Genomic DNA, 26,223 nt, shown 5'->3' with positions numbered 1-26,223 from the left:
GAGCAATGGGCGCCTTAACATGGGCCGGCGCTGCCGCTGCGATCACGGCAGCGGCAGGCGCCGCATGGATCGGCCGCGACCTGCCGCCGCGGCCGGCAACCGCTGCGGTCGTCTCCGTCGCGCGGGCGGCGGAGACTGCTGCGCCGATCTACTACCGCGATCCCGACGGCAAGTCGCTCTATTCGGCGACACCGAAGAAGACGCCTGACGGGCGCGACTATCTGCCGGTGTTTGCCGATGACGAGGGCGGGGCCGGGCAATCGGCAGACGCGAGCGCGCCCGCCGCGAAAGGCGAGCGCAAGGTCAAATATTATCGCAATCCCATGGGACTTCCCGACACCTCGCCGGTGCCGAAGAAGGATTCCATGGGAATGGATTACATCGCCGTCTATGACGGCGATGACAGCGACGACGGTTCGATCACGCTGTCGCCCGGCAGGATCCAGCGCAGCGGCGTCAAGTCCGAGCCCGCGCAGATGCGCCGCATCCGTACGCTGGTCCGCGCACCCGGCACGATCCAGCTCGACGAACGGCGCGTCTCCGTCATCGCGATGCGCGCCGAGAGCTATGTGCAGAAAGTCGCCGACGTCACGACCGGCAGCCGCGTGACGAAGGGCCAGCCGTTGATGGAGATCTACAGCCCGGCAATATCGTCCGCTGCGGCCGAATATGTCGCGACCATCACGTCGAAGGCGACTGCGAACATCGAGCCCTACGGGCGCGGCTCCAAGCAGCGGCTGACCAATCTCGACGTTCCCGAACCCGTCATCGCCGAGATGGAGAAGAGCCGGACGGTTCCGATCGCGATCCAGTGGCTGTCGCCGCGTGACGGCATCGTGCTGCAGCGCGCCGCCATCGAGGGCATGCGCGCGCAGCCCGGCGACGTGCTGTTTCGGATTGCCGACGTCTCTGTCGTGTGGGCATTGGTCGACGTTGCCGAGCGCGATCTCGGCAATATCGTGGTCGGGCAGAACGTGTCCGTGCGGGCGCGCAGCTATCCGGGCCGCAGTTTCGTCGGCCGGATCAGCGTGATCTATCCGCAGGTCAACAAGGAGACGCGCACCGCGCGGGTGCGGATCGAATTGCAGAATGCCGACCTCGCACTGCTGCCGGACATGTATGTCGACGCGGAGATCGACACCGGCAGCCCGGCGCCGGTGCTCGCGGTGGCGGAGAACTCCATCCTCGATACCGGGAGCCGCCAGACCGTGCTGATCGACCGCGGCAACGGGCGGTTCGAGCCGCGCGAGGTCAAGCTCGGGCGGCGCGGCGACGGCTATGTCGAAATCCGCGACGGCATCGCCGAGGGCGATGCGGTCGTGACATCAGCGACGTTTCTGATCGATGCCGAAAGCAACCTGAAGGCGGCGATCAAGGGCTTCGCCGAGGCCGGTGCTGCGCAGGCGGGCGAGGGCGACAGGACGGGGGACCGGCGATGATTGCCCGTGTCATCGCCTGGTCGGCGCGCAACCTGCTGCTGGTGCTGTTCGGCACCGGCTTTGCGGCAGCCGCGGGCCTTTACGCGCTGCTGCATCTGCCGCTCGATGCGATCCCCGATCTCTCCGACACCCAGGTCATCGTCTACACCGAATATCCCGGCCAGGCGCCGCAGGTGATCGAGGACCAGGTCACCTATCCCCTGACCACGGCGATGCTGACGGTGCCGAAGTCGAAGGTCGTGCGCGGCTTCTCGTTCTTCGGCGTGTCCTTTGTTTATGTCATCTTCGAGGACGGCACGGACATCTACTGGGCGCGCTCGCGCGTGCTCGAATTCCTCAACGGCGCGGCGTCGCGGCTGCCGGCCGGCGTCTCACCGACCATCGGGCCCGACGCGACCGGGGTCGGCTGGGTCTACCAGTATGCCGTGATGTCGAAAGAGCTGAACCTTGCGGACACCCGCACGATCCAGGATTGGAACCTGAAATTCGCGCTTGCCAGGGCGGAAGGCGTGGCCGAGGTCGCAAGCGTCGGCGGCTTCGTCAAGCAGTACAACGTGATCCTCGATCCGCAGCGGATGCGCGACCGCGGCATCACCATGCAGCGAATGCGCGACGCGATTCGTGCCAGCAACGCCGATGTCGGCGGCCGCACCGTCGAACTCTCCGAGTTCGAATATGTCATCCGCGGCAAGGGCTATCTGAAGGACATCAACGATCTCGGCAACATCGTGCTGAAGACCGACAGCGGCACGCCGGTGCTGCTGCGCGACGTCGCCCGCGTCGAGCTCGGCCCCGACGAGCGGCGCGGCATCGCCGAACTGAACGGCGAGGGCGAGGTCGCGAGCGGCATCGTGCTGCAGCGCTTCGGTGTCAACGCGCTCGATGTGATCGAGAACGTCAAGAAGCGTTTCACGGAGATCGCGACCAGCCTGCCGAAGTCGGTCGAGATTGTGCCGGTCTATGACCGCTCCAATTTGATCTATGCGGCGATCGACACGTTGAAGCGCACATTGCTGGAGGAGAGCGCGGTGGTCGCGCTGGTCTGCATCCTGTTCCTGCTGCATGTCCGCAGCGCGCTGGTCGCGATCCTGATGCTGCCGGTCGGCGTCTTGATGGCGTTCGGCGCAATGAAGCTGCTCGGCATCGGCTCCAACATCATGAGCCTCGGCGGCATCGCGATCGCGATCGGCGCCATGATCGATGCGGCGATCGTAATGATCGAGAACGCGCACAAGCACCTGGAGCGCGCCGAGCCCGGCAGGTCGCGGGTCGCGATCCTGATCGAGGCCGCGGCGGAGGTGGGACCGGCGCTGTTCTTCAGCTTGCTGATCATCACCGTGTCCTTCATGCCGATCTTCACGCTGGAATCGCAGGAGGGGCGGCTGTTCTCGCCGCTTGCGTTCACCAAGACGTTCGCGATGGCGGCGGCGGCGCTGTTGTCGGTGACGCTGGTGCCGGCGCTGATGGTGATCTTCGTCCGCGGCAGGATCGTCCCCGAGCACAGAAATCCGATCAACCGTTTCCTGATCTGGATCTACCGTCCGGTCATCAACGGCGTGTTGCGGGCGAAGACGCTGGTGATCCTGCTGGCGCTCGGCGCCGTCGCCGTCTCAATCTGGCCGGCGCGGCAGCTCGGCACCGAGTTCATGCCCGACCTCAACGAGGGCACGCTGCTCTATATGCCGACCACGCTGCCGGGGATTTCGGTGACCAAGGCGGCCGAGCTGCTGCAGATGCAGGACCGCATCATCCGCAGCTTTCCGGAGGCCGCTTCGGTCTACGGCAAGGCCGGCCGCGCCGCGACCGCAACCGATCCGGCGCCGTCGGAGATGTTCGAGACCATCATCAATCTGAAGCCGAAAGTGCAATGGCGCGCCGGCCTCACGCTCGACCGCCTGATCGCCGAGATGGATAAGGCGCTGCAATTCCCCGGTGTCTCCAACGCCTGGACCATGCCGATCAAGGCGCGCATCGACATGCTCTCGACCGGGATCCGGACGCCGGTCGGCGTCAAGGTAATCGGTCCCGATCTTGCCGTGATCGACAAGCTCGCCCGCCAGGTCGAGCAGGTGGTGAGGGGCGTGCCCGGCACCTCGTCGGCCTATGCCGAGCGCAGCCTCGGCGGCTACTATCTCGAGATCACGCCGAAGCGTGAGGCCTTGTCGCGCTACGGCATCGCGGTGCAGGACGTGCAGGACACCATCGCGACTGCGCTCGGCGGGCAGAGCGTGACCACGACGGTCGAGGGACGCCAGCGCTTCACCGTCAACATGCGCTATCCGCGCGATTTGCGCGACAATCCGGGTGCGATGGCCAGCGACATCCTGGTGCCGATGCCGGCGGGCGGCGCGGTGCCGCTCGGCGAGGTCGCCGACATCGCGCCGGCGCGCGGGCCGACCACGATCCGGACCGAGAACGGGCAACTCGCGACCTACATCTATGTCGACATCCGCGATCGCGATCTCGGCGGCTATGTCGCGGACGCGCAGCGCGCGGTGCAGGCCGGCGTGCAGTTTCCGCCCGGAACCTACGTGGTCTGGAGCGGGCAGTACGAATATCTCGAACGCGCCGCGGCGCGGCTCAGGATCGTGGTGCCGGTGACGCTGTCGATCATCTTCCTGCTGCTCTACCTCAATTTCCGCTCGGTGGCGGAGACGATGATCGTGATGCTGTCATTGCCGTTCGCGCTGGTCGGCGGCTTCTGGCTGATGTGGGCGCTCGGCTTCAACCTGTCGGTTGCGGTCGCGGTCGGCTTCATCGCGCTCGCCGGCGTCGCCGCCGAGACCGGCGTCGTGATGCTGATGTATCTCAACCAGGCGCTGGGCGAGATCACCGCGCATCGCGCTGAGGAGGGACGCACGATCGATCGTGACGACCTCAATCGCGCGATCATCGCGGGCGCGGTCGAGCGCGTCCGGCCGAAGATGATGACGGTGGTCGCCATCATGGCCGGGCTGTTGCCGATCATGTGGAGCACCGGCACCGGCTCGGAGATCATGCAGCGCATCGCGGTGCCGATGATCGGCGGTATGATCTCGTCGACGCTGCTGACGCTGATCGTGATTCCCGCGATCTTCGCCGGCGTGAAGGGCATCAAGATCGAAGCGAGAGTGTCGGCACCCGAAGTTGCTTCCTGCGCCGCGCGCCAGCAGGCAAGGATGTGATGGAAACATGACGCCTGTTGGTAGTTTCAAATCGGATTGAATGATACCCCAAGGGGGTATATAGCTGATGGCGGTTTGCAGCGAGCTGATTTGCGGTTAGCTTGCGGCGGTCGGAGATGCGAAGCGGGTGCTGGTGCGATTGACGAGATCAGGGCGGTTGCGGGCGGGATGTTCCATCATCCTGGCCTATCTGTTTTGCGTGCTCGCGCCGTCCTTCGCGCTTGCATTCGGGGCGCCGTTTCCGTGCCTGACCGATGAGGTGCAGCCGGCTGTGATGACGCATGTGCATGATGGCGCGATGCCGGTGACACACGCCGATGCTGCCGCGCGCGATCATGGCGGCACGCATTTGCACCACGCCGCCGATGCCGCCGAACCGCCGGCCAAGCACAGCCACGACGGCAAGAACGCGCCGGGGCCGTGCTGCGCCTTGATGTGCGTGTCGGCGCTGCCGGCCGATCTTCCTTTCGTCGCCAGTCCCTTGCACCCGATCGCGACCCGTCTCGCCGAGCCCACCCGGGGCCTGTGGAGCGAGGCTCCGGCGCGGCTCTATCGTCCCCCCATCGCCTGATCTCTCGCTGACATCGTGGCTGCGCCGCGCGCTCGCGTGCGCATGCCTGTGACTCATTTGATGATCGGGACAGATCCATGTTTTCGCATCTCGGGGCGAAGCTCGCCGCCGTGGCCAACTGGCTTGGCCGGCGCGCGCAATCCATACTGTTATCGCGGCTGACCGCCGTCATCGTCGCCGCCGCGCCGCTCGCCGGCTGCATGGCCGACGGCCGGCCGGTTGCCGTCGCGGGCGATCCTGCGGATTCGTCGACGGGCAGGGCCGGTGTCGGCTACCGCTCGACCATCGCGCCCTACAGCAGCCTGCGTCCGGCGACGCCGCTGCCCTGGCGCGAGCGCAACGACGGCGTGACGCCGCCGGCCAAGTCAGAACACTAGGAGGGCGCCATGCGACATCTGGCCATCGCGCCGCTTTTGCTGCTGACGTCAGCGCTCGCGGGATGCGCGTCGTTCTCGTCCGACAGCGGCATGGGCGTGGTCTCCGAGGTCACCGGGCAGGCGATCGGCAAGGACGTCGCCTTTGTTCGCACCGCGGACGAGGCCGCGACCGCCGGCGCCGCGGTGCAGCGGCTGCTCGCGCGCAACCTATCCGCGGATGCCGCCGTGCAGGTCGCGCTCTTGAACAACAAGGGCCTGCAGGCCGCCTATAACGAGCTGGCGCTGGCGGAGACCGATCTCGTCGCCGACAGCCTGCCGCCGAACCCGACCTTCTCGGTCTCGCGCATCACCGGCAACGGCGCCAGCGAGGTCGAGCGGCAGGTCGTCGGCGACATCCTCGCGCTGGCGACCCTTCCGGCCCGCTCCGAGATCGCGCGCGAGCGCTTCCGCCAGGCGCAGCTCAAGGCCGCGCTCGCCACCTTGCGGCTTGCCGCCGAGGTGCGGCGCAGCCATGTCGCGGCCGTCGCGGCAAATGAGATGGTCGGGCTGCTGACGGATGCGAAGGCGACCGCCGAGTCCACCGCGCAGCTCGCGAAAAAGCTCGGCGAGACCGGCGGCATGAACAAGCTCGACCAGGCCCGCGAGCAGGTGTTCTACGCCGAGATCACCGCTGACCTCGCCAGCGCGCGGCAGAATGCGACGAGTTCGCGCGAGCGGCTGGCGCGCCTGCTCGGATTGTGGGACGGCGATCTCGGCTTCCGGATTCCCGGCAAGTTGCCATTGCTGCCGAAGCGGCCATTGGAACAGCCGTCGATCGAGGTCGCGGCGGTTGGCCATCGCGTCGACCTGCAGATCGCGCGGATGGAAATCGTGGCGCTCGCCAAGGCGCTCGATCTCACCGAGGCGACGCGCTTCGTCACACTGCTCGACGTCGCCGGCATCGACAAGCGCACCCACGATCCCGAAGCTCCGCCGTTCAGGGAGCGCGGCTTCGACGTCCAGTTCCAGATTCCGATCTTCGACGGCGGCGAGGTGAGGGTGCGCCAGGCGGCGGAGACCTACCGCCAGGCGATGAACCGCCTGACCGAGAAGGCGATCAACATCCGCTCCGAGGCGCGCGACGCCTACCGCGTCTACCGCTCGACCTACGACATCGCGCGTCATTACCAGCGCGAGGTGCTGCCGTTGCGCCAGATCATCACCGAGGAGATGCAGCTGCGCTTCTCCAGCATGCAGGTCGACGTGTTCGCGCTGCTCACCGAAGCGCGGCAGCGGCTCGCCTCGCTGCGCGCGGCGATCGACGCCAAGCGCGACTTCCTTCTGGCGCAATCCGAGCTGCAGACCGCGATCAACGGCGGCGGCTCGGCCGGCGCAGCATCGACACCGTCTTCCATCGCCTCGGCCGCGCAGCCCGCGGCCGGTGGCGGTCATTGAATGGAGCAGCACATGTTTTCACGACGAGGATTTCTGGGCAGCGCGGCGCTGGTGACGGCAAGCGCGGTCAGCGGCCGCGTCCAGGCCGCCGCCATTCCCGAAGCGCCGACCATGGACAAGGCGGTGATGCAGCCGCCGCTACATCCCGCCAGCGGGCCGGACTACCGGCCGGTCGTCACGCTCAATGGCTGGTCGCTGCCGTGGCGGATGAACGGCGACTGGAAGGAATTCCATCTCGTCGCCGAGCCCGTGGTGCGCGAATTCGCCGACGGCATGAAGGCCAATCTCTGGGGCTACAACGGCCAGGCTCCGGGACCGACCATCGAGGCGGTCGAGGGCGACAAGGTCCGCATCTTCGTCACCAACAAACTGCCGGAGCACACCACGGTGCACTGGCACGGCATGATCGTGCCGTCAGGCATGGACGGCGTCGGCGGGCTCAACCAGCCGCATATCAAGCCGGGCAAGACCTTCGTCTACGAGTTCGAGATGAAGCACAGCGGGACCTTCATGTACCACCCGCATTCCGACGAGATGGTGCAGATGGCGATGGGCATGATGGGCATGTTCATCGTGCACCCGCGCGATCCGGCGTTCCGGCCCGTCGACCGCGACTTCGTCTTCATCATGAGCAGCTACCTCATCGACCCCGGCACCTATCTGCCGAAGGTCAATGAGATGACCGACTTCAACATGTGGACCTGGAACAGCCGCGTCTATCCCGGCATCGATCCGATGCCGATCCGGCTCGGCGACAGGATCCGCGTGCGGATCGGCAACCTGACCATGACCAACCATCCGATCCATGTGCACGGGCACAATTTCGCGGTGACCTGCACCGACGGCGGCTGGGTGCCCGACAGCGCGCAGTATCCGGAGACCACGACCGACGTGCCGGTCGGCGCGGTCAGGGCGTTCGACATGCTCGCCGACAATCCGGGCGACTGGGCGTTCCACTGCCACAAGTCGCACCACACCATGAACGCGATGGGCCACGACGTCAGAAATTTCATCGGCGTGTCGCGCCAGGATCTGGCCAAGGCGGTCGGCAAGCTCGCGCCCGACGCGATGGCGATGGGATCGACCGGGATGGCGATGGGCAACATGGAGATGCCCGCGCCCGACAACACGCTGCCGATGATGACCGGCACCGGACAATTCGGGCCGATCGAGATGGGCGGCATGTTCACGGTGATGAAGATCCGCGAAGGGCTCGGCCGCGACGATTACGCCGATCCCGGACCGTACAAATATCCGCCGGGCACGGTTGCCTATGAGGTCGAGGCGCCCGCCGCCGAGCCCGCGCGCCAGCCGCCGGCGGCGCCCGGGCGAAAAGCCAAGCCATCGATGAAGGGGATGAAGATGTAGCGGATCAAAGCGCCATCCGACGACCAGCAAGCATCAAACACAGAATGGAGAATCCAGTGAAGCAACTCACCAGCATCGGCATCGTGCTGATTGCGCTGTCCGTCACCGCCGCGCCATCGCGCGGCCACGAGAAGCACGGCCATGAATCCTATTCGGCCGGCGAGCCCGGCGATCCGAGCAAGCCCTCGCGCACGGTTGAGGTCGAGATGAAGGAAATGGAGTTCACGCCGTTCCGCATCGAGGTCAAGCGCGGCGAGCAGATCCGCTTCGTGATCCGCAATGCCGGCACCGAGGATCATGAATTCCTGCTCGCGACCACCGAAGAGAATCTGAAGCATGCCGAAGTGATGAAGAAGCATCCGCACATGGAGCATGACGATCCGAACGGCGTTCGCCTCGCACCGAAGAAGAGTGCGGAGATCGTCTGGAAATTCACCAAGGCCGGAACGTTTGAATATTCCTGCCTGATCCCGGATCACCGCGACTACGGGATGACCGGCCGCGTCATCGTGAAATGAAACCAGCAATGAAAGAAAGCACAACAATGATGAACAGGATGATCCAACTTGCCGGCGCCGGCGCGTTCGCGCTGGCTCTGACCCTGGGCGCGGCGCTCGCGCAGGCCGCCGCGATCAATGGCGAGGTCAAGAAGATCGACGAGGGTGCGGGCAAGATCACGCTCAAGCACGGCCCGGCCAAGACCCTTGGCATGGACGAGCCGATGACGATGGTTTACCGGGTCAAGGATCCGGCGCTGCTGAAGCAGGTCAAGGTCGGCGACAAGGTCCGGTTCGAGGCCGAGGAGGGCGACAGCGGCTACACCGTCACCGCGATTCAGAAGGCGAAATGAGGCGACGGCCCGCATCAGCAGGTTGGGCTGTCGGCTGAACGCAGCCGGCAGCCCTTGAACCCGCGACGCATGATCGCCGGAGCTGTTCCAGATGGATCGGCTTGAATGCGTTACGTGGCTGGCCTTATCCTGTCGTCTGGAAGGACGAGCGATGAACGATTGCTGCGGGCAGAAGACGACCGAATGCTGCGCGCCACCGCCGCTGACGCTGCCGATCAAGGCTCGTGTGCGGGCAGGGGACCGCGATGGCGCGGCCGCTTCGTGCGGCTGCTCAGGCGGCGTTCCGGTCTTTGACGGTCTCGATCCGCGCTACAAGCGCGTGCTCTGGACGGTCATCGGCATCAATGGTGCGATGTTCCTGACCGAGATGATCGCGGGTCAGCTTGCCGGATCGCAGGCGCTCAAGGCCGATGCGCTCGACTTCCTTGCCGATACGGTCACCTATGGACTGAGCCTTGCGGTGATCGGCGCCAGCCTGCGTGTGCGCGCCTCCGCAGCGCTGTTGAAGGGCGCGTCGCTGAGCTTGATGGCGCTGTGGGTGTTCGGCTCGACCGTCTACCAGACGTTCGTGCTCGGCGTGCCGAAAGCCGAGGTGATGGGCGCCATCGGCGCGTTGGCACTCGCGGCCAATCTAGGATCGGTTCTGCTTCTGCTGCCGTACAAGGACGGCGACGCCAATGTCCGCTCGGTCTGGCTCTGCTCGCGCAACGACGCGATCGGAAACCTCATCGTGATGGCGGCCGCCCTCGGCGTGTGGGGATCGGTCTCGGCCTGGCCTGACCTTGCCGTCGCCACCGTGATGGCGACGATATTCCTCACCTCGTCGGTGCAAATCCTGCGGCAGGCATGGGCCGAATATCGCGAGGCTGCGCAGCGCGACCCGGCGGCGGCGCATGGCTGACTGAGCTGGAAGCGCCTGCGCACTCCCGCCGGAGGTGGGCGCGGACATTCGCCTTGCATTTACCTTAAATCATGGCACCGGGGGAACGTCTGCGGCAGCGGCGCGTTGCTGTGCATCATTCGAGTGCAGAAGGCCCCCTCCATGACAATCAACGCGGCAATACTGATGGCGGCATTGGTGCTATCGGGAACCGTGTTGGCGCAAAGCTCCGGCCCTTCGGCCGGCTCGGCGGGGGCCGGGCAGGCCGCCAACGTGACCACCACCGGCGAGGCGCTGAACAGCGCCAAGAAGACCGGCGACAGCGGGCCGCCGGTGGAGAAGGCCGCGCGTCCGGCCAAGCCGGATGCCGGCGCTGCGGGCAACACGGTGGGGGCGAGCCGCCCGCAAAAGCCCGATCGTCGCCTCGAGCATTATCCGTAATCTTCATCCGTAACGTTTATGCTGATCCGTGGGATGGGTGGAGCGAAGCGATACCCATCACCTCCGATCCGCGCGGAAGCATGATGGGTTTCGCTGTGCGCTACGCAGCTACGCAGCAAAAAGCCGGCGCGGTCGTCGTGGCCACGCCGGCTCGATGTAGGAAGCGGTTGCCTTAACTCAGTAAACCAGGCCGGTGCCCGGGGGCTTCTCCAGCGCTGCGGCGAGCGAGCGATATTCGTCGCTGCTGGTGCCGGCGAGCTGGGCGATGCGGTTCAGATGGTATTGCGCCTGATCGCGGTTGCCCTGTTCGACCTGCCAGAGGCCGTAATACTGCCAGGTGCGGACATGGGCCGGGTCGGCCTTGAGCGCGCGCTCGTACCAGATTTGCGAGACCTTGTAGTCGCCGAGCTTGCGATAGGAGTAGCCGATCAGGTTGGCGACGTCGGCGCGATCATCCTGGCCGAGCGCCTTCAGCTGCTCGATCGCGGCGGTATAGTCGTGCTTGTCGTAGATCGTGGTGTAGGCGGCGCGATAGCCGGCCAGGAACTTCTGATCGTCGATCGCGGAGCTCTTGTCCTTCTTCGCCTTCTTGCCCTTGCTGCTGCCGCTGTCGGAAGCCGGCGGCGAGGGATTGTCGCTGCCCGCGGCGTAGGCCGAGATGACCGGCCCGGAGGCGAGCGTCATCGAGAGCACTGCGAGGCCCAAAAACTTCGTCTTCCTGCTCATTCCTGGTTGCTCCTGATCGTTCCTGATCGTGCTCGGTAATCCTACACCGAAGCCTGATGACTTGAACACCCAGGGGTGCAGAACATTCCCGGCCGATCCCACGATTGCGTGATCCTGCTTTTCCGGCCGTAGAGGAGAAAACATGACAGAGATGTCATGCACATGAATGAAGTCCGTCAGGGTCCTTCAGAACGGGTTCAGTGCGCGGCCCATAAGGTCACGTGCATTGATCGGTGAGGCCGACCATCCGGCCGGAGACCTCTCGATCCCGACGAGGAGGACCATCATGCTGAAGACGATTTCCGCCGCGCTGCTCGCCATGTCCGTGATCGCAGCGCCCGCGCTCGCCGTCGAGACCGGCAAGGCCGCAACGCCCGCGCCGGCGACCACGACTGCCCCGGCGACCAAGGCCGCTCCCGTGATCAAGAGCGAGCAGCTGCCGTCGAAGGTGCGCAACGCCAACGCCAAGATGCACCACAAGCACTATCGCCATCACCGCCACCACAAGCACATGGGCATGCTGAAGGTGAAGTCGCCGAAGCATGCGACCAAGCACGTCCACGCGAAGGTCGCGACCAAGCACGTCGCGCCGGCCAAACGCGGCTGACCCAAGCGCGGTTGAATCTGATCCGAGGGGCGTAGTTTCGATCCACATTGCCCCGCTGCGCCTTTTGGATGCAGAACCGGCCCGTCCGTCCATTGCTTCCCCAATGGCGACGGGCCGGAGTGCGTCTGGCTCCGGTTGTGAACCCGGGCGAGGAATAACCGAGTTGCGAATTCCCTTCGGCCGCCCGGCAGTTTATGAGACGCCTCCGGGGACTCAGGGAACAGCGTCGTTTGCGGATTTCATCACAACTGGCAGCCATCCTGCTGCTCTCGCTTCCGCTCGCCGGCTGCCTCACCAGCGATGACGGCGGCGGGCCGACCACCTTCACCGACGATCGCGGCGTCGCCAACCAGCCGTTCCCGGACCGCTACCGCGACCAGATCGTAGCCTTCATGCGGACCTACCTGAACAATCCGGTCGGGGTCCGCGAGGCTGCTATCGCCGAGCCGGCGCAGCGCACGGTCGGCGGCCGGCTGCGTTACGTCGTGTGCCTGCGCTACAGCGCGAAGGATACCGACGGCAGTTACCGCGCCGCCCGGGAGCGCGGTGTCCTGTTTGTCGACGGCCGGCTCGACCGCATCCTCGACAACCCCGCCGAGCCCTGCGCCGGCGCGACCTACGCGGCATTTCCGGAACTGGAAAAGATGTCGCGCTAAGACATGATCCGGAAAAGTGAAGCGGTTTTTCCGAAAAGATCATGCCCGAACAAGACGCAGAAGCGCGATCTGATCGCGCTTCTGCGCGGCGGCTTGTCGCAAGCCTGATCGAAACGTTAGCGAACTCCGATCACTTTTCGGGGAGCGTTGAACTTCAACTTAGCCGTCTGCGACCTACATCCAGCCGAGATGCGGTTGCTTAACCGGTGAAAAATCTTGCTGTGCCAGGGAACAAACGGGCGTTGTTGCGACCCTGTCACAACTCGGAAACATCACGGGTGCGGCATTGCCCCAAAGCAACCTAATTGAGGTCACGTTGTTTGGCTTAACAGCGCAGCGTTAGTAACGGGGATCAGAAATGAAGAAGTTTTTGCTCGGCACAGTCGCGCTGGCCGCCCTTGCGGGCCCTGCGTTTGCGGCTGACATGCCGGCCCGCACCTATACCAAGGCACCGCCGCCCTATACCGCCCCCGCCGTCGTCTACAACTGGACCGGTTTCTATATCGGCGGCCATGTCGGCGGCGCGTTCACCGACGGCAACAACCTGATGGGCAGCGACGCGCGCTTCATGGGTGGCGTGCAGGGCGGCTTCGACTATCAGTTCGCCCCGAACTGGGTGATGGGCGCCGAGGCGCAGTATTCCTGGCTGCCCAGCTCCTCGAACAATGGCGTGCTGCTCCCGGGCGGAACGCTGGTGACCGGCAATACCGACCAGATCGGTTCGGTGACCGGCCGCCTCGGCTACACCTGGGGTCCGGCGCTGCTCTACGCCAAGGGCGGTTATGCTTGGCGCGACAACAACAACATCACTGCGTCGGTCGGCGGCGTGCCGGCGTCCTTCACCACCGATGGCGGCCACAAGGACGGCTATACGGTCGGCGCGGGCCTCGAATACATGTTCGCCCCGAACTGGTCGGCGAAGGCCGAATACCAGTACTACAATTTCGGCAAGACCAACTTCACTAGCGGCCCGGCCGACCTCGTCGGCACGAGCTTCCGGAACGACGAGCACACCGTCAAGCTCGGGGTCAACTACCGCTTCGGCTGGGGTGGCCCGGTCGGCTCCCGCTACTGATCGCGGCTTCATCGCATCAATGAAAAGGCCGGCCTTCGGGTCGGCCTTTTTTGTGTGTGCCGAGCATGACCGGCAGCTTGGAGGTGGAAGTCCTCTATCCAGCCTGATGACGGTGAAGGATTAGCGAAGCGCAAGGGCGTCATCGCGAGGTGGGGTCTGAAGGAAGCGTGGAGCAAAGCCGCGGCCCGATGGACAAAAACCGGATAACGAGGCCTACCCGGCCGGACGAGCGAGCACGTGATCGCGAAGTCCACGGTCATCAAGGGCCGGGGTGGTAAATCCGGCGGGCGTGCGGCGAAGGCGGTCGATCTTACCTCGGGAGATCTGCGCTGCGTCTCGGCAACGAGACTGAGGTCGTCGTAAGGCGATCTGACCGCAGTGCAGAAGTCAGCAGAGGGCATAGTAGGCGGAACGAGTTTCGCCGAAGGCCTGAACGCTGGAAGTGACGAGTAGATGCAGCGATATCGCATCGGCCATGCGACTGAATTCCGGGCAACTGGCCTCGGAACGGCGGGAAGGGGTGAAACCCTGACTGACGCTGATCAGAGGAGTCGAAGCTGGCGCGACGATTGCTGACACCCAAACTACGGCGGCAACAGAACAACTCTTGCCGCTTAATCCAGCGAACCGCCGTATACGGACCCGTATGTACGGTGGTGTGGGAGGGGAGGGGCTGCGAGGCTCCCCCCTATCCCGATTGGCCAGCCGCTCGCCCCGGAATGACGGCGGATGCGGTATAGCCGTAGCCCGGATCGAGCGCAGCGTAATCCGGGGCAGCCGATCCGACGAGCGAAGTCCCCGGATTTCGCTCCGCTCCACCGAAGCTACGACCCCACATTCACCTGATGTTCAGGCCTGATCGTGCAATGCAAAAAATAATTCCTGCATTGCACGGAACTTTCATCGTGCTGCGCTATTATGCGATCGCCGGGCTGGTGGACAAACGAACATGCGTAGTTTTGCGTTAGGGCTGATCCTCTCTGCGGTCTCCGTGCCGTGCCTTGCCCAGACCATCCTCAAATCCGAACCCCTGGCGCTCGCGCCCTATGAGGTCGTGTTCGTGCAGGATGCGTCCTGCTCGGCTGGCAAGGTGCTCAAGGTGACCGGCGCGATCCGGGGTCTGCATCGGCGGAAGATTTGCGTTTCGCTCGCCGCCGAACAGGCCTCGCTGGCGACGGCAACGCCATAGGCGCGGGGCGACCGCACCCATCGCATTCCCGGCCCGCCGCTGCGCGCCGCCGGCCAGCCTAACGTCTGATCAGTTCAACCGCGGCTCCAGGCGCGCTTCGCGATCGGCATCGGCCTTGTTCTTGGCCGGATCCTCGTTTGGCTCGAGCTGACAGGGCCGGATCTCGTAGTCGTTATCCAGCACCGGGCGGGGCGCGGACTTCTCCTCGGAGATGGCATCCACCACCAGGCCGGATTTCCTGGCCAGCGTCCAGACATCCGCCTCGGTCGGGTAGGCCTTGCTCAGCTTGGCGTCCTGATAAAACAGCGCGTACGGCATTCGTCGTTCCCCAAACAACCGACAACGCCAGCCTCCGTTTTGGGTTTCAGGCAATATCGCCGTTCCGATCACGGAACCGTGAGCGAGCATTTGCGGCAAGTATCTGAAAATATGAGTCATTTCGGCCCTTTCACGGAATGGCCCTGAGTCCTTAACGGGTGGTAAACCCCCGAAAAAAGAATCCCCGGGACTCTCCGGGTAGAATCGCCGGATGCTCCGGCCATGAGAGCGATCCACCAGCCCCCTTACGAACGCGTGCAGCTCACGCTTGCGGTTGCGCTGCTTGCGGCCTGCGCCGCCAACGTGGCGCTGGTCTGGTCCTGGCTTTAGATCTCCCGGCTCCCGCCAAAATTCGTATGTGGTGGCCACCCGAAAACGCGAGGGCCGCGCGGCGCCGCTGGCGATTGACGGCACCGGCATTGCTCCCATCATTGTCGGCAGAACAAGCGCCCGCTGCGCCCTGCGCGGACGGGCCGCGATCGGGGAGCTGACATGATCGACACGCTGAAGGAACGGGTCAACGGCGACGCCGGCCTGGTGCGGCGCGGCCGCTATCTCACCACGACATTCCTGCTCGAGATCGGCGCGGCCGCCTGGCTGATCGCGATCCATGAGGGCCGGATCGTCGCGGTGACGAAGGGGCCGTTCGTGATGCCCTCGTCGTCGTTCGCGCTGCGCACCTCGGACGAGGAGTGGGACCGGTTCTGCGAACGGCGGCCGCCGCCGGGCTCGAACGACCTGATGGCGCTGATCAAGCGCCGTGTGCTGAAGGCCGAGGGCGAGCTGCAGATCTTCATGGCGAACCTGCGCTACTTCAAGGAGGCGCTCGGCAAGCTGCGCCGCGAGGGAGTCGCCGCATGAGCGCCAGGTTCGAACCGATCGTCGGCCGCTACATGCATCTGGAGCTGTTCGGCCGGGCCCACCGCGTCTATGTCGAGGAGGCGGGCGAGGGCACGCCGCTGCTCTGCCTGCACACCGCGGGCGCGGACGGGCGGCAATATCGCGGCCTGATGAACGATGCGCGCGTCACGCGCAACCATCGCGTCATCGCCTTCGACATGCCCTGGCACGGCAAGTCGTCGCCGCCGCAGGGCTGGCACGACGAGGAGTACCAGCTCACCTCCGCGCAATATACGACCATGATCCTGGCGGTGATGGACGCGCTCGACCTCGACAGGCCGATCGTGATCGGCTGCTCGATCGGCGGCCGGATCGCGCTGCATCTCGCGCTCGAGCATCCCGAACGCTTCCGCGCCATCATCGGCCTGCAGGCCGGCGCGCATGTCGATCCCTATTACGACCTGAATTTCCTGCACCGGCCGGACGTGCATGGCGGCGAGGTCGCCGCCGCCATCGTCTCGGGCCTCGTCGGCCCCGACGCGCCCGACAAGGAGCGGTGGGAGACGCTGTGGCATTACATGCAGAGCGGGCCCGGCGTGTTCAAGGGCGACCTCTATTTCTACAAGGTCGACGGCGACATCCGCGCCCGCATCGCCGAGATCGACACCAGACGTTGCCCGCTGTTTCTGTTGTCGGGCGAGTACGACTATTCCTGCACGCCGGAAGAGACGCTGGCGGTGGCGAACAGCATTGCCGGGGCTGAGGCCACCATCATGAAGGGCCTCGGCCATTTCCCGATGAGCGAGAATCCGGGCGAGTTTCTCAAGCACCTGCTGCCGGTGCTGGAGAAGATCGGCGGCCGCTAGCGCACGCCCAGGGTTGCTTTGGTCCTCGACCTCGGGCGGCGCGGTATGACAGACTGCGCATCCGCACGATTGGGCGTGAACCGGTTGCGCAGGAGGTCCCCATGCTTCCGAAGGCTGAAGCGGCCTATTTCGCGATTGCCGATATCTCCGGCTATACCAATTTCCTTGCGGCGGTCGAGCTCGACCATGCGCAGGACATCATCGCCGATTTCATGGATACGGTGGTGAAAGCGCTGCGCCCGCCATTCCGCCTCGCCAAGTTCGAAGGCGACGCCGCGTTCGTCTACACCACCGCCGAAAAGATCGACGGCTCGCTGCTGCAGGACGCGATCGAGGGCGCCTATTTCAAATTCCGCCGGCGCCTGCGCAACGTGCGCCAGGCCTCGACTTGCGAGTGTCAGGCCTGCGTCGCGATGGGCGATCTCGATTTCAAGTTCGTGGTCCATCATGGCGAGATGGTGAAGCAGAAGATGGGCGGCAGGGAGGAGCTCGCCGGGCGCGACGTCATTCTGGTCCACCGGCTGCTCAAGAACACGGTTGGTGAGAAGGTCGGCGGACGCGCCTACGCGCTCTACAGCGACGCGGCCATCCGCGCGATGGGTGTCGATCCGGTCGCCCAGGGTCTCATCGCCCATCGCGAAACCATCGACGTCATCGGCGACGTCACGCTGTGGGCGCGCGATCTGGAAGCGGCGTGGCGGCAGGAAGACGCGCAAACCCGGATGCAGGTGACGCGCGACGATGCCTACGTCATGCTGGAATTCGACATCGCCGCGCCGCGGCAGACTGTTTGGGAGTTTTTCACCGTGCCCGGGCAATGGCAGAAATGGTGGGACGCCGACACCATCGTCGAGGATTCCGGCAAGGGACGACGCGGTCCCGGCACCAGGAACCACTGTATGCACGGCAACCATACCGTCGTTGAGGAGATGCTCGATTGGCGTCCGACCGATTATTTCACGGTGGGCATCACGCTTCCGATTCCCGGCGCGCCGCGGATCGTGATGACTCGCGCCGTTCTGGACGGTCCAAACGGAATGACGCATCTGGAGCTGCGGGTCGCCAAACCGAAACCAAAGGATCGAGAGTTCGTCGACGGCGCCGCGGTGAAATATGCCGAACGCATGACCAAGGCGATCGCCGGATTGCGATCCATGCTGGAAGGGGAGCAGCCCGCCCTCGATGCAGTGGAGGAGCCGGCATTGACGCGATCGAGCGGACGCTTCCTGACCGAGCCGGTGAAATCGGGCGCGCGCGGCTGATGCCCAACGCACAGTCCGGGGTCTAATGGGGCTGCGTTACTTGCCCGAGCGCGGCAGCTCGTTGATCGCGGCGCGGACCTTGGCCATGGTCGTGGTGCAATATTCCTCGCGCTCCTTCAGGAAGCGCTGCTGCTGTGCGCGGAAATTGGCAACCCGCTCCCGCACCTCGGATCCGAAGTCGCCGCTGATGTCGAGCCTGGCAAAGTGCGGCAGCTGCGCCGGTTGAGGCGGGATTTCGACGACCGTCACCGCCAAAGGCGACGGAGCGGGGGGCAGGCCCTCGATCACGGTCGGCGCCGGAAGCGGAGGCGGCACGACCGCAGCCCGCACCTCAGCCTTGACGCTGAGCGTGGCGACCGCCTCGGCCAAGGCCTGTTCAGCGGCGATCGGCAACGCGGCGGCGGGGGCAGGTGTAGCGGAGGGCGGCGTGGCGGCCGGCTGGACTGCAGGCGCCGTCGCCGTCGCCGTCCGTGGGGCAGGCGCCGGCAGCTCGGCGTCGGGCAGCTTGCCCTTCACCGACTGTACGAAAGCCATTGTCTGCGCGATCAGGAGATCGCGTTCTTTCATCCACTTCATGGCGCACCCTGAGCGCGCGGATTCCAGCAAAGCAACCGCGCGGAATCAAGCGCTCGCCATCATGATGGTTGACGAAGACGCCTGTTTGGTAGGCGCGGTGACATAATTGTGACACGCCGCGCGGGCGTGGACGGTCAGCGTTGACGGGGATTGGTGTTCGGGACGAACGGGGTACCGACGATCCGGACCGGGGTCTGGGCCAATCCCTGATCCGATGCCGACGCGTGATTCGCGGGCGGCCGGGGCGTGGGGTTCGCCGGCGCGGGTGCCGGATCGAGCAGGGCGACGAGGCCGGCCGCGGCCACGCTGAGCAGCGTGAACGTGCCCAGAAGCAGCAGATTGCGGTCGGATTCGCGGACCCTCATGCGAGGAAAATCGCGTGAAAGGGCATAATGTTCCGAACAAATCCTCAGGGCGTTGTCGAGCGGATTTGGCCTCACCTTGAGGACGAGCATCAGGAGAGGACGAACCGGTGAGCCGTCCGGAACGGGGCGGGGGCCAGCCTAATGAGCCGCTATCGCGGCGGGCACCTGCTCGATGCTGCGGGCCTCGATCAGGTCGGCGTAGCGGCCATATTCCTCGGCCATTTCGAGCAACTTGTCGCGCACCGCGGCGTCGGTCACCTGCCGGGCCAGCCGTCGCGCCTGATCGGATTGGAAGCGGTAATGTGCTGTGTCGGACATCGTGGCGGCTCCTCACATATCTGTAAGGGCCACCCGGCAAAGGTTCATCAAAGCGTCATTGCAGCGTCGGTGGACGATCCGCCGGGGGAGCCGACGTGACCGGCGCCGTCTTGTCCTCGCGGACCTCGACTTCGAACCAGCCCATCTCCTTCAGCTCGCGAGCCTTCTTCTCGGCCGCGTCTTCGCTGTCGCGCTTCAGCACGATTCGGCTGGTGCCATCTCGGGCAAGGATCAAATAGGTCATTGGCAGAGTCCCACCCCGCATTCTGCATACCCCGTTTGGGGCCGCAAGAACAGAAGCAAGGCGAGGGATGGGTGATCTTACGGGAAGGATCCCACGATTCCTGCCAGGGGAGTGTCGCAGCGGCTTTCCGAACCGGCCCTGCGGCGCAGCGCCGGTTCGGAAAGGGCGAACTGCCTCAGCGCTTCACCACCACGTCGATGTGGCGGTTTCTGTCGTCCCATCGGCCGCTCTGCAGGCAGCTCTCGCGGTAGCTGTCGCAGATGGCGAGGTCGCCGCCATGGGTGCGATTCCAGGTCTTGCAGGTCGACGCGATGTAGGTGCAGGTGCATTTGCCCGACGCGCATTGGCGCTCGACAGCGGTTTCGGCGGTGGCCGCCGAAATGGTGGCGGCGAAGGTTGCGAGCAAGATCAGCAATCTCATGGTGATTCCTCAAAATGGTGAAGTCTGGTCGGCGATAATTTCAGGCCGATCAGGATTGGCGGTGTGCCTTAGCGTTGGGTGCAGACAAAGCGGGTGCCGATCTTCGTCGTGCCGGTGGCCCGGCTGCCCTTCTTCGCGACAGGATAGTTGTTGCCGTTCGGGAAGCCGGTGAGATGGATGTAGGCGCTATCGCCGCCATCATACGACCCGGAGATCAGACCCGGGGCGGAGCAGGTCCAGCCTGCGGCGCTTGCCGGGATGCAGCCGATGGCAAGGAAGGCAAGGGCGAGTCCGATTTTCATCTCACCCTCGAGGCTCATCGATAGCCCGCGCTGAAGTTATGGTCGCGAATGCCGATCGCCTTGGCCTGTGCTGCGGACACCCGATCCCGACACTGGATGTACCTCAGGACCTGCGCGTCGGTGCCCGCGGAGTGAGCGCGCCACATGTCGAGATTGAAGCCGTTCTTGGCCATGCAGGCCTGGGAGTGAGGGCTGTCATTGCGCTCCCTGGCGTTCGCCGGAGCGACGGCGAGTGTGGACAGGACAATCGCGGTGCAGAAAACAATCTTCATTTTGAAATTCCCAAAGGTGAAAGTGCCGGAACAATAGCCAGCGGGAACAAAATCACAAGTAGTCGTCGCGAGAGTGCTCAACGTTATCGCTAGCGCTTCCTGCAAAACATTGCGAAGCGCAGGGTCGTTGTATTGGCTAGCGGTGAGTGCGATCGACGATGTGGCACTCCCGACAACCGGAATACTACGGCTCGCTTTGTACATTGTGGGCAATCAGGCGAAGCGCTTTGATTGAATCGCGACGACGTGTTCGAATCGCAGCCGGGAACGACGCGGCGTAGGCCGCGCATATCTGATGGAGGACGCGATGCCCAGGCACTTCGGTTTGAAGGCAGCATCGGCCGCAGGACGGTCGGCGTTCACGGGGTCATCAAGGGATTTGCAGCAGCGGACTGCTTCGGCGTCGGCATCGAAGAAGCATGCTCAGGACGGCTCTGCAGCGTCGAAGCACGCTTCCCCATGCTCGGAACTGCCGTATTCGCCTGCGAGCTGGCGCGGCTGCTGCGGTCGACGGTCGATCTCGGCAGACTGAAGCTATCTCGCCATGGCCAAGACAGCACCGGAAATCCAAGCCAATTGGTGCCGGCTGAGGGGATTGAACCCCCGACCTTCAGTTTACAAAACTGCTGCTCTACCGCTGAGCTAAGCCGGCGAATTGGGAATGATTTGCGCGCTCGCATAGCAGACTTGGCGCGCCAGAGCCAGAACCAAGGCTTGAACCGAGCAGGCGAGAAGCGATCGCGCCCCCGTATCGGCCCGACAGCAAAAGGCGGCCCGCGGGCCGCCTTTTGCGCCGTCGGCCTAATCAGCTGAGCTACTGGCAGGGATGCTGGCGGCCGTCGCTGCCGCGGAACCAGGTGCCGGGGGTGCAGACAAAGCCGTTCTGCCGCGCATATTCGGCGCCGCCGATCGGGGCGCGGGCATAATCGGGGCCGCCAAACGGGGCGGTGGCGACCGCAGCCGCCGTGCCGACCGCGCCGCCGACGACGCCACCGGCCACGCGGGCCGCGGCGTCGACGGGCGCGAACGGGCCGGGGTCATAGCGGTTGTAGCTGCCCTGCCAGCCTTGGTCCCGCCGACCGATGCGCTGGTGATAGGCGGTGCGGGTGGTGCCCGGTGCCATCGCCTGGCATCGGGCGTCCGGCCAGGCATTCGAGCAGCGCGCGGGGGTGCCGATCGTCTGTTGCGCCATCGCCGGGCTCGCCAGCGCCGAGGCGAGCAGGGCTGCTGCGCCGAGGATTTTGAATTGTGTCATGCGAAATCTCCTCTCGTCGTCGAGAGCTAATCTCGCGGTGCCGTGCCTGTTCCAGCGCGGCCTTGCCCTGTGTTCAAAGCAGTGTGAAGTTCACCAGGTTCGTGCGCATGATGCGTTCCGGAGCATGCTGCCTTTGACGAGAATTGCGTGTACAGCGGTGAACGGACTGATGTCGGTGCCGACGCGGGGGATTGATGTTCGGAATTTTGAGTCTTGGCTTTCTGCTCGGCATGCAGCATGCGCTGGAGCCGGATCATATCGCGGCGGTATCGAGCATCGCGGCCCGCCGCAGCCATGTCGGTGACATCGTCAAGCACGGGCTGACCTGGGGACTTGGCCACACGCTCACTTTGTTCATCTTTGCCGGCGCCGCGATCCTGCTCGGGCGCGCGATCCCGGAAACGGTCGCACAGCCGATCGAGACCGCGGTCGGTATCATGCTGGTCGGCCTCGGCGCGCATGTGTGGTGGCGGCTGTGGCGCGACCGCGTGCACTTCCACACCCATTCGCACGGCGACGGCACGACGCACTTCCACGCCCACAGCCATGCCGGTGAAGCCGCATCCACCGTGGCGCTTGCGTCCACCGTGGCGCGTGCGTCCACCGTGCCGCACGTCCGCGCCGCGCACAGCCATGCGCACGGCTTCCGCTGGCGCACGCTCCTGGTCGGCCTGATGCACGGCATGGCCGGCTCGGCGGCGCTCCTGGTGCTGACGGTGTCGCAGGCCCCAAGTCCGGTGATCGGGCTCGGCTATGTCGCGCTGTTCGGCATCGGCTCCATGATCGGCATGGGCGTGCTGTCCAGCGTGATCGCGGTGCCGCTGGCAGCTTCGGCGCGCTGGCTGACCTGGGCCAATCGCGGCCTGCAAATGGCGGTCGGCGCGGTCACGATCGCGATCGGCGTCCACGCGATCGTCGAGAACGCCTTCACCTGACGGGTAGGCGGCTCTTTGTTTGAGCATGATCTCCGCGCAAACGCGTCCCGCGTTTGTCGCGAGGGAAATCCGCTTCGCACTTTTCCGGCTCATGCTCCCGGGCGCCCGTTAACGATTTCTGATTCCGCACGGCCGCATTGACCGGATGCCGATGCTTACGCGTTAGGCTTACCGGCAGTTTGGCCGGCGTCCTTAACCCTTCCGCCAAGCCGTTGGATTAGGTTGTGGTGGAACAATTCGGGACGCTGGGTGAACATGCGCGCAAGTCTTGCGCTGGCGATATTGGCTGCGATGAGCTCGACGGCGCTGGCCGGCGGCGGCTTCGACATTGTCGTGCCGGTGCGGCCCGGCGTGCCGATCATCATTAACGGCGTCGACGCCTCCTACGCCGTGGTCGAAAGCGCGATGGGGCTCGCTCGCAACGAGTCGATGGTGCCGACCGTCTATGGCGGCCGCCCGATCGATCCCCAGCCGAATGTCGGCCACTATTATCCGAGCCTCGGCCGCATGCCGGGTTACGGCCGCCTCGAGATCGAGCCGCCGGCCAACCGCCGCCTGCCCAAGCCGGCCGAGAGCTACCATCAATCGTGGGGCGCGGAATCGGCTCCGCTGCCGGCACAGTCCAACGTGCCGGTCGATCCGCCGCCGGTGATCTACGCGCCGGAGTTCAACGGGCCGCGGCCGCTGCCGCGCCCGTTCCCGCGGCCACCGCGACCCCGAGGATTCTGAAATCGACTGCCCGAAATCAAGAGCCCCGCGAAACGGGGATCCTGAATAGCCATCAAGAGCTACGCGACGACGAACAGAGAGACCTACAGGAGAGAGTAATGCGTCAAATGATCAAAGGACTGATTGCGGCGGTGGCCGTCATGGTGGCCGCGCCCGCAATGGCGTGCGGTTTCAACCCTTGCGGCTATTCCGCGCCCGTCGTGAATTACGGCTGCGGTGGTTGCGGTGGCTATGGCTACGGTTACGGTTACGGCGCCGTCGAACGTCTGCCCGACCCGGATGCCGCTTATCCCAGCGCGGCGCAGCAATACTATTACGTCAACCAGGGACCGACCTACACCGGTCCGGGCAACTGGGCACCGCGTCCGTACTACCGCGAAGGCTATGGTCGCCCGTATTACGGCTATCGCCGCTATGGTTACCGTCACTACGGCTACCGCCATCACTACGGCTATCGTTCGCACTACGGCTATCGCTACGGCCGCTACGGCCATCCGGTGCTGCGCCGCTACTATTGATCCGATCGTCAGTTCGAGACATCAGCGCCCGTTCGCGTCACGCGAGCGGGCGTTTGTCGTGTGTGCCGAGCATGACCGGCAGCTTGGAGGTGGAAGTCCTCTATCCAGCCTGATGACGGTGAAGGATTAGCGAAGCGCAAGGGCGTCATCGCGAGGTGGGGTCTGAAGGAAGCGTGGAGCAAAGCCGCGGCCCGATGGACAAAAACCGGATAACGAGGCCTACCCGGCCGGACGAGCGAGCACGTGATCGCGAAGTCCACGGTCATCAAGGGCCGGGGTGGTAAATCCGGCGGGCGTGCGGCGAAGGCGGTCGATCTTACCTCGGGAGATCTGCGCTGCGTCTCGGCAACGAGACTGAGGTCGTCGTAAGGCGATCTGACCGCAGTGCAGAAGTCAGCAGAGGGCATAGTAGGCGGAACGAGTTTCGCCGAAGGCCTGAACGCTGGAAGTGACGAGTAGATGCAGCGATATCGCATCGGCCATGCGACTGAATTCCGGGCAACTGGCCTCGGAACGGCGGGAAGGGGTGAAACCCTGACTGACGCTGATCAGAGGAGTCGAAGCTGGCGCGACGATTGCTGACACCCAAACTACGGCGGCAACAGAACAACTCTTGCCGCTTAATCCAGCGAACCGCCGTATACGGACCCGTATGTACGGTGGTGTGGGAGGGGAGGGGCTGCGAGGCTCCCCCCTATCCCGATTCACATCAGCCCGAGCCGGCTGGCGCCGATATAGAGCGCGAGCACACAGGCGTTCGACACGTTGAGGCTCTTGATCTCGCCGGGCATGTCGAGGCGGGCGACGAGGCGGCAGGTCTCGCGCGTCAATTGCCGCAAGCCCTTGCCTTCGGCGCCGAGCACCAGCGCGAGCGGCGCTTGCAGCGCGGCCTTGCCGAGATCCTCGGTGCCCTCGCTGTCGAGGCCGACGGTCTGGAAGCCGCGCTCGTTCAACTCGTTCAGCGCGCGCGCCAGGTTCTGCACGGTGACAACAGGCACCAACTCGAGCGCGCCGGAGGCGGACTTCGCCAGCACGCCGGTCGCCTCCGGGCTGTGACGGGCGGTGGTGACGATCGCCTTCACCGCGAACGCCGCGGCCGAGCGCAGGATGGCGCCGACATTGTGCGGATCGGTGATCTGGTCGAGCACCAGCACGATGCCCTCCAGCGCCAGCGTGTCGATGCCGGGCGAGGCCAGGGGATCGGCCTCCGCCAGGAGGCCCTGATGCACCGCATCGGGGGTGAGGCGCCGGTCGATCTCGCTGGGCCGGACGATCTCGGGGGTGACGCGGGTCGCGATGTCTTCGTCGGCGAGGCGCTTGGCCGCGTTCTCGGTGAGGTAAAGCTTGCGGATATGGCGGTCGGGGTTGGCAAGCGCCGCCGACACGGTGTGCCAGCCGTACAGAATCACCGGCCCGTCGGAACCGGATTCGCGTTCCCGCCGGGCCGGCGGGCGGCCGAATTTCGGCCCTTTTTGGAAGGGTTTACCGCCCTTGCCTCGGAAATTGGGTTTGCGGTCGCGATCGCTCATGTGAGGCTTGTGTCACGGCTCCTGAATATTGGCAATTTTACACAGCGTTTTCGAGCGAAGTGGGGTCCGGTTCGCGTGAAGAAAACGCGACAAAACAAGAATCTAGCCGCAAGACTCACTACTTTGGAACAGAGATCGCCCGAGCCTGCAAAAGTATCCCAATTAGATGGCTGGCTTGGTTGACTTTGGGGACCGCCTTCCCCCATAAACGCGCCCGACCGCGCACCCGCTTCGGGTCGGCCGGTTATCAGCGTCATTTCGATGACCGGTCCGCCGCCACTCGCGCGGCCGGTCTGATGCTGTTGGACGGGGGAGTGTCCCGAGTGGCAAAGGGAGCTGACTGTAAATCAGCCGCCTCATGGCTTCGCAGGTTCGAGTCCTGCCTCCCCCACCAGCCTTCGCTCGCTTCGCGAGCTACGGCTCGGCAGGCCGGGAAAACTCCATCGTAGCGAAGTGAGTGAAGGCTGCCACGCCATAGCCCGAAGGGCGACGGCGGGCTGTATCGGCGAGGCATGAGGCGCTTCGCGACCCACGGCTCGGCAAGCCCGGAAAACTCCATCGTAGCGACGTGAGCGAAGCTAGGCCACAGCCCGCTCATCCATTCGACACCCGCTTCTTCACCCTATCCGCGCAAACAGCTCCAGCCGCCGCCGGCGTTCCGTTGCTCGGCCCGCGAGTGCAATGGTAGATTGCGCC

The 26,223-nt window shown here is 65.0% G+C and carries 31 protein-coding genes and 2 tRNA genes; 21 read left to right on the top strand and 12 right to left on the bottom strand.

The features are described 5' to 3' along the window. Positions 1-5: 5 nt before the first annotated feature. From ACVIHF_RS19430 to ACVIHF_RS19385, 10 genes are all read left to right on the top strand, one after another. Entirely contained in the window at positions 6-1,439 is a 1,434-nt protein-coding gene (locus tag ACVIHF_RS19430) for an efflux RND transporter periplasmic adaptor subunit (protein ID WP_253608064.1), read from the top strand. Then, positions 1,436-4,603, top strand: coding sequence for an efflux RND transporter permease subunit (locus ACVIHF_RS19425; protein WP_456780343.1), 3,168 nt, complete (start codon positions 1,436-1,438; stop codon positions 4,601-4,603). Before ACVIHF_RS19430 ends, ACVIHF_RS19425 begins: the two co-directional genes overlap by 4 nt. Positions 4,604-4,730: 127 nt before the next feature. Beyond that, a complete protein-coding gene (locus ACVIHF_RS19420; protein WP_456780344.1) occupies positions 4,731-5,174 on the top strand; it encodes a hypothetical protein in 444 nt (147 codons plus the stop codon). A gap of 77 nt (positions 5,175-5,251) precedes the next feature. Continuing rightward, positions 5,252-5,551 (top strand): hypothetical protein, encoded by a 300-nt coding sequence (locus tag ACVIHF_RS19415; RefSeq protein ID WP_456792420.1) that lies wholly within the window; start codon positions 5,252-5,254, stop codon positions 5,549-5,551. A 9-nt stretch (positions 5,552-5,560) separates the two neighbouring features. After that, on the top strand, positions 5,561-6,985 hold the full coding sequence (locus ACVIHF_RS19410; RefSeq protein ID WP_456780346.1) for a TolC family protein: 1,425 nt from the start codon (positions 5,561-5,563) through the stop codon (positions 6,983-6,985). Positions 6,986-6,997: 12 nt separating this feature from the next. Further along, positions 6,998-8,353 carry a multicopper oxidase family protein gene (locus ACVIHF_RS19405; RefSeq protein WP_253608069.1) on the top strand — a complete coding sequence of 452 codons (1,356 nt, stop codon included), beginning with the start codon at positions 6,998-7,000 and terminating at the stop codon, positions 8,351-8,353. A gap of 44 nt (positions 8,354-8,397) precedes the next feature. Further along, entirely contained in the window at positions 8,398-8,871 is a 474-nt protein-coding gene (locus ACVIHF_RS19400; protein ID WP_253608070.1) for a cupredoxin domain-containing protein, read from the top strand. Between the two features lie 29 nt (positions 8,872-8,900). Beyond that, entirely contained in the window at positions 8,901-9,203 is a 303-nt protein-coding gene (locus tag ACVIHF_RS19395; RefSeq protein ID WP_456780347.1) for a copper-binding protein, read from the top strand. A 151-nt stretch (positions 9,204-9,354) separates the two neighbouring features. Then, positions 9,355-10,104 (top strand): cation transporter, encoded by a 750-nt coding sequence (locus ACVIHF_RS19390; RefSeq protein WP_253608071.1) that lies wholly within the window; start codon positions 9,355-9,357, stop codon positions 10,102-10,104. 141 nt (positions 10,105-10,245) lie between these two features. Next, positions 10,246-10,524: a hypothetical protein gene (locus tag ACVIHF_RS19385; protein ID WP_038381721.1), complete on the top strand. Its 279-nt coding sequence runs from the start codon at positions 10,246-10,248 to the stop codon at positions 10,522-10,524. Positions 10,525-10,701: 177 nt separating this feature from the next. Here the strand turns inward: ACVIHF_RS19385 and ACVIHF_RS19380 are convergent, their stop codons facing one another. Next, positions 10,702-11,250 carry a tetratricopeptide repeat protein gene (locus tag ACVIHF_RS19380; RefSeq protein WP_253608072.1) on the bottom strand — a complete coding sequence of 183 codons (549 nt, stop codon included), beginning with the start codon at positions 11,248-11,250 and terminating at the stop codon, positions 10,702-10,704. A 286-nt stretch (positions 11,251-11,536) separates the two neighbouring features. Between ACVIHF_RS19380 and ACVIHF_RS19375 the strand changes: the two genes are divergently transcribed. From ACVIHF_RS19375 to ACVIHF_RS19360, 4 genes are all read left to right on the top strand, one after another. Then, positions 11,537-11,857 (top strand): His-rich protein BRANT, encoded by a 321-nt coding sequence (locus ACVIHF_RS19375; protein ID WP_063790156.1) that lies wholly within the window; start codon positions 11,537-11,539, stop codon positions 11,855-11,857. A gap of 230 nt (positions 11,858-12,087) precedes the next feature. Beyond that, a complete protein-coding gene (locus ACVIHF_RS19370; protein ID WP_253608073.1) occupies positions 12,088-12,513 on the top strand; it encodes a hypothetical protein in 426 nt (141 codons plus the stop codon). A 358-nt stretch (positions 12,514-12,871) separates the two neighbouring features. Next, entirely contained in the window at positions 12,872-13,588 is a 717-nt protein-coding gene (locus ACVIHF_RS19365; protein WP_057019633.1) for an outer membrane protein, read from the top strand. 949 nt (positions 13,589-14,537) lie between these two features. After that, positions 14,538-14,777, top strand: coding sequence for a DUF6719 family protein (locus ACVIHF_RS19360; protein WP_026192929.1), 240 nt, complete (start codon positions 14,538-14,540; stop codon positions 14,775-14,777). Between the two features lie 69 nt (positions 14,778-14,846). On the opposite strand, the gene ACVIHF_RS19355 is transcribed toward ACVIHF_RS19360, so the two are convergent. After that, a complete protein-coding gene (locus tag ACVIHF_RS19355; RefSeq protein ID WP_016843366.1) occupies positions 14,847-15,095 on the bottom strand; it encodes a hypothetical protein in 249 nt (82 codons plus the stop codon). A gap of 492 nt (positions 15,096-15,587) precedes the next feature. Here ACVIHF_RS19355 and ACVIHF_RS19350 point away from each other — a divergent pair, with 492 nt between their 5' ends. The 3 genes from ACVIHF_RS19350 to ACVIHF_RS19340 all read left to right on the top strand — a co-directional run bounded on the left by ACVIHF_RS19350 (position 15,588) and on the right by ACVIHF_RS19340 (position 18,063). After that, the gene (locus tag ACVIHF_RS19350; protein WP_229162601.1) at positions 15,588-15,956 is read left to right on the top strand and encodes a hypothetical protein; all 369 of its coding nucleotides are present in this window, start codon (positions 15,588-15,590) and stop codon (positions 15,954-15,956) included. Further along, positions 15,953-16,801, top strand: a complete 849-nt coding sequence (locus tag ACVIHF_RS19345) for an alpha/beta fold hydrolase (RefSeq protein WP_253608074.1) — start codon at positions 15,953-15,955, stop codon at positions 16,799-16,801. Before ACVIHF_RS19350 ends, ACVIHF_RS19345 begins: the two co-directional genes overlap by 4 nt. Positions 16,802-16,902: 101 nt before the next feature. Next, complete coding sequence (locus tag ACVIHF_RS19340; RefSeq protein ID WP_253608075.1) at positions 16,903-18,063, top strand: DUF2652 domain-containing protein; 1,161 nt, start codon at positions 16,903-16,905, stop codon at positions 18,061-18,063. A gap of 36 nt (positions 18,064-18,099) precedes the next feature. Here ACVIHF_RS19340 and ACVIHF_RS19335 read toward each other — a convergent pair whose 3' ends face one another. The 9 genes from ACVIHF_RS19335 to ACVIHF_RS19295 all read right to left on the bottom strand — a co-directional run bounded on the left by ACVIHF_RS19335 (position 18,100) and on the right by ACVIHF_RS19295 (position 21,816). After that, positions 18,100-18,639 (bottom strand): hypothetical protein, encoded by a 540-nt coding sequence (locus ACVIHF_RS19335; RefSeq protein ID WP_253608076.1) that lies wholly within the window; start codon positions 18,637-18,639, stop codon positions 18,100-18,102. 134 nt (positions 18,640-18,773) lie between these two features. Continuing rightward, entirely contained in the window at positions 18,774-19,004 is a 231-nt protein-coding gene (locus tag ACVIHF_RS19330) for a hypothetical protein (RefSeq protein ID WP_253608077.1), read from the bottom strand. Positions 19,005-19,142: 138 nt separating this feature from the next. Continuing rightward, positions 19,143-19,322, bottom strand: a complete 180-nt coding sequence (locus tag ACVIHF_RS19325) for a hypothetical protein (protein WP_253608078.1) — start codon at positions 19,320-19,322, stop codon at positions 19,143-19,145. A 55-nt stretch (positions 19,323-19,377) separates the two neighbouring features. Further along, positions 19,378-19,566: a hypothetical protein gene (locus tag ACVIHF_RS19320; RefSeq protein ID WP_057019624.1), complete on the bottom strand. Its 189-nt coding sequence runs from the start codon at positions 19,564-19,566 to the stop codon at positions 19,378-19,380. Between the two features lie 175 nt (positions 19,567-19,741). Next, positions 19,742-19,987, bottom strand: a complete 246-nt coding sequence (locus tag ACVIHF_RS19315; RefSeq protein WP_076831538.1) for a hypothetical protein — start codon at positions 19,985-19,987, stop codon at positions 19,742-19,744. Positions 19,988-20,055: 68 nt separating this feature from the next. Next, complete coding sequence (locus ACVIHF_RS19310; protein WP_168856709.1) at positions 20,056-20,289, bottom strand: hypothetical protein; 234 nt, start codon at positions 20,287-20,289, stop codon at positions 20,056-20,058. A gap of 14 nt (positions 20,290-20,303) precedes the next feature. Continuing rightward, complete coding sequence (locus ACVIHF_RS19305; protein WP_253608079.1) at positions 20,304-20,561, bottom strand: hypothetical protein; 258 nt, start codon at positions 20,559-20,561, stop codon at positions 20,304-20,306. A 577-nt stretch (positions 20,562-21,138) separates the two neighbouring features. Next, a tRNA-Thr gene (locus ACVIHF_RS19300) sits at positions 21,139-21,213 on the bottom strand. 162 nt (positions 21,214-21,375) lie between these two features. Beyond that, positions 21,376-21,816, bottom strand: coding sequence for a hypothetical protein (locus tag ACVIHF_RS19295; RefSeq protein ID WP_253608095.1), 441 nt, complete (start codon positions 21,814-21,816; stop codon positions 21,376-21,378). Between the two features lie 194 nt (positions 21,817-22,010). On the opposite strand from ACVIHF_RS19295, the gene ACVIHF_RS19290 reads away from it, so the two are divergent. The 3 genes from ACVIHF_RS19290 to ACVIHF_RS19280 all read left to right on the top strand — a co-directional run bounded on the left by ACVIHF_RS19290 (position 22,011) and on the right by ACVIHF_RS19280 (position 23,998). Next, positions 22,011-22,751 (top strand): sulfite exporter TauE/SafE family protein, encoded by a 741-nt coding sequence (locus ACVIHF_RS19290; protein WP_057019619.1) that lies wholly within the window; start codon positions 22,011-22,013, stop codon positions 22,749-22,751. Positions 22,752-23,006: 255 nt separating this feature from the next. Next, positions 23,007-23,480 carry a hypothetical protein gene (locus ACVIHF_RS19285; protein WP_057019618.1) on the top strand — a complete coding sequence of 158 codons (474 nt, stop codon included), beginning with the start codon at positions 23,007-23,009 and terminating at the stop codon, positions 23,478-23,480. Between the two features lie 98 nt (positions 23,481-23,578). After that, entirely contained in the window at positions 23,579-23,998 is a 420-nt protein-coding gene (locus ACVIHF_RS19280; RefSeq protein ID WP_253608096.1) for a hypothetical protein, read from the top strand. 704 nt (positions 23,999-24,702) lie between these two features. Here the strand turns inward: ACVIHF_RS19280 and rlmB are convergent. Then, complete coding sequence (gene rlmB / locus ACVIHF_RS19275; protein ID WP_253608097.1) at positions 24,703-25,527, bottom strand: 23S rRNA (guanosine(2251)-2'-O)-methyltransferase RlmB; 825 nt, start codon at positions 25,525-25,527, stop codon at positions 24,703-24,705. Positions 25,528-25,835: 308 nt separating this feature from the next. Here rlmB and ACVIHF_RS19270 point away from each other — a divergent pair. Next, positions 25,836-25,921, top strand: a tRNA-Tyr gene (locus tag ACVIHF_RS19270). Positions 25,922-26,223: the final 302 nt, after the last annotated feature.

Source organism: Bradyrhizobium sp. USDA 4506 (assembly GCF_054058795.1).
This window is presented reverse-complemented; position numbering and strand designations above follow the sequence as displayed.